General features: G+C 32.8%; 4 protein-coding genes and 1 pseudogene. All 5 read right to left on the bottom strand.

Translation table 11 applies throughout. The features are described 5' to 3' along the window. Positions 1–208 precede the first annotated feature (208 nt). On the bottom strand, positions 209–718 hold the full coding sequence (locus tag ATH33_RS00115) for a tetratricopeptide repeat protein (protein WP_121873906.1): 510 nt from the start codon (positions 716–718) through the stop codon (positions 209–211). A gap of 350 nt (positions 719–1,068) precedes the next feature. Next, entirely contained in the window at positions 1,069–1,614 is a 546-nt protein-coding gene (locus ATH33_RS00110; RefSeq protein ID WP_037996374.1) for a hypothetical protein, read from the bottom strand. A gap of 15 nt (positions 1,615–1,629) precedes the next feature. Next, a complete protein-coding gene (locus ATH33_RS13670) occupies positions 1,630–1,860 on the bottom strand; it encodes a hypothetical protein (RefSeq protein WP_147437053.1) in 231 nt (76 codons plus the stop codon). A gap of 145 nt (positions 1,861–2,005) precedes the next feature. Next, a complete protein-coding gene (locus ATH33_RS00105; protein WP_121873905.1) occupies positions 2,006–2,527 on the bottom strand; it encodes a hypothetical protein in 522 nt (173 codons plus the stop codon). Positions 2,528–2,568: 41 nt separating this feature from the next. Next, a pseudogene (locus tag ATH33_RS13445) lies at positions 2,569–2,937 on the bottom strand (hypothetical protein); the annotation flags it as partial.

Here is a 2,937-nt window from a genome sequence, read left to right as displayed (position 1 = left end):
AAACAAATTTTTTAATGTTTCAATGGGATGTGCTATGATATCGGCGATCCCTTTGAGGGCATCCCAAAGGGCTTTACCCAATCCTTTAAAGAAGCTGCCGGCAAGGCAATCCGCCAAATATCATCTCCTTGGCTGAACACATGAAAAAGACAGTGCTATCCAGCACTGTCACCTGTTGATTAAAATAACTCAAGATTTTATTTATTGATTACATCGATTGAACCCGTTCTTTTATCAAATCATAAGTTCCAGATGATAAATGAATCCCCTTAATTTTTTCATTAATAAATTCATGATAATCGGATACAAGAGGATCCGGACCACCATTCACCCGATAGATCTGCCGGACATTTTTCTTTCCTTTTAAATAATGCGATTTGGCTTTTTCTTTTTGATTTTTTTTCAAATAGTATTTCCCTAATGAAATATGATTCAACACATATTTTGGATAAGCTGAAATCGATTTTTCTAAATGATGGGCATATTCTTCATCCATCTTTTTTCCTTCAAAATACCACGCTTTGGCAAACTCAATCAACGATTGCTCCTCACGACCCCTTGGCTGATAATGACGAAGTAATTTGTATACTTCTTCATCAACCTCACGATAAATGTAATCCTGCATTCGCATCAAAATCAAAAGAGCTTCCAAGCAATCCGGTTTCACTTCGACGGCCTTTCTTAAGCAATTGATGGTATAAATTACCCTCTTCTCCATAACCCTCTTTATCTTTAAAAGAGTTTAAGCATTTAATAAAATCCGTCAATACAAAAATGTTGTCGATACAATGCTCCTTTTCTTTAATAGTTTCTATAAATCTATTCAAAACTATTCATTTCTCTCACCCTTTTTATAATTGAGACCACGAAGAAATTATATTCTTAACTGTAACATAATGATTCCAAGCGATTTCAGGCATCTTACCTTCTTCTGAAAATCATCCCTTTAAATTAATATCAGAAAATTAATTAAAGAGACAATTCTATTCGATATAAGAAAGACAGTGCCTCTTTAGCACTGCCTCCAAGTCAAACAGAACATGCCTAATCAAAAATCTTTGATTCAGCTCATTCATCCCACCACTTTTTCAGTTCATTAATATATTCCGGATCTTTGGTGGCCATGATGACTAATGGAGCGTAATCCAAACCAATAAATATGGATTCATCATTTCTTGTAAATAATAATCCTTTATCCACTTTCACCGGATAAATGTTCAAGAACTCTTCTGTTGAACGCTTTACCTCGATGGATGAACCTTCTTCATTGATAAACGTATCAAATAAAAACAATTTGGAAGTATCCTCCAAATTTTCATCCCTGAAAATGATTGATTTCCCATTTTCCTTCTCATGTATCTCAAAGTCAGGCCATCCTTTTTCGATAATGATACTAAACTCTTCATCCTTAAACGCACCGAAATTCTCAGTTATTCCTTCAATGTGAAAACATTGGCCTTGATCTGTTTTTAAATACACTTTCGTACAATAATATGTATCTTTGTAACGACGGTAGCAACGTTCCACAATCAAGTATATATCGATTTTGTTTGCTTCGCACAGTTCTTTAACATATGCTTTGTTAACCTCTAAATCATACACATGATACTTCACTCTTCTCACCCCATACTATGGTTTGAAATGAATATCTTCATAAACTCCGTTCATCCAAACATCTATATTTACACTGCCATCATTTTTCGTTCTAAACTGCGCCAACATGTTATCATTTTTATCATATATTCTTGACCAACCTTGTCTAGGATCATCTGGTTCAAATATATTCCCTTTTTCATCTCTAATCGTTATACTTCTTTCTCTAGCAAAATCAAAAATTTCTTGTGGGACATTCTTTAGCAATCAGCCAAATATTTGGTAGGTAATCATCTCAGCTGTTTCGTGTATGTTTTTATCTGTATGAAAATGTCACATATAAAAAACAGCCTGCTGTCTACAGGCTGCTTAGGAATGACTCACAGGAATTGTTTTCTTTCTGATTTCACTTCTACACATTCTTTTTTAAATAATCCAATATAATTGACCTTGCTGTGAAACATTCTTTATATGTTTTGGCATACCCATATCGGATGGCATTTTCTTTAGACAGCCCCAAATTCATATGTTTAAAAAAATCAATCCCTCCATCAATAATTGTCAGGAAAAAATCCCTTTTGGGCAAATACCATTTTTTCTCCTCTAACAAAAATAAAACAATCCCCTTTTGCAATATTTTCATTTCCATTTCTAGTGGACGATCCGGAAAATACCCTTTACTTTCTTTATCGTAAATAGCCCTTAAAGTTAAATCAATAAGTTCCGCCCAAAGCTGATCAATAAGATCAAATTGTTTTTTTGATAAAATAGGTTCTTGATAATAATTTAATTCTATATGACCATCTAAATAATTATGATCAAGATAAGGATCGATTTTTCTTATTAAACTTGTTTCAGTAACTTCAATTTCATCAGGTACATCCAGATCTGGAGCGTCTATGGGTAAATAAATATAAGAATGAACCTCAAACATTAAAAACATCTCCTTAAAAATTGAGAAATAGTAGTTATATATTATTTTACTTTAGGGTAGAATTGGCCGACTCGACGGATTGCTTTCCCATTGGAATAAATATTATCTTTAAAGCCTACTACATATTGAATACCATCAACTTCAATTGCATTTATTTTACCTACCTGAAAATTATATGGTTTTCTTGCGTTTTTACGAATATTTTCTTTTTCTTGTATAATAATCATTGTTAGCACATCTTCGACGTCTTTTTCTGACATTTTACTTGGCAATAGAGTAGTATCTTTATAGTCCCCACTTCTAGTTGTTCTTACTTTTGGATTAAAGTACTTTGGATGATGACTTTCCAATATATGTTTCATTGCATTTTTGTCTAAAGAAATAAATATATTACTATCAACTTGAACGGT

This window comes from Thermoactinomyces vulgaris, from assembly GCF_003688725.1.
GTDB classification, from domain to species: domain Bacteria; phylum Bacillota; class Bacilli; order Thermoactinomycetales; family Thermoactinomycetaceae; genus Thermoactinomyces; species Thermoactinomyces vulgaris.
Note: the sequence above shows the minus strand (reverse complement) of the source record. Positions and strands in the feature narration are given on the sequence as shown.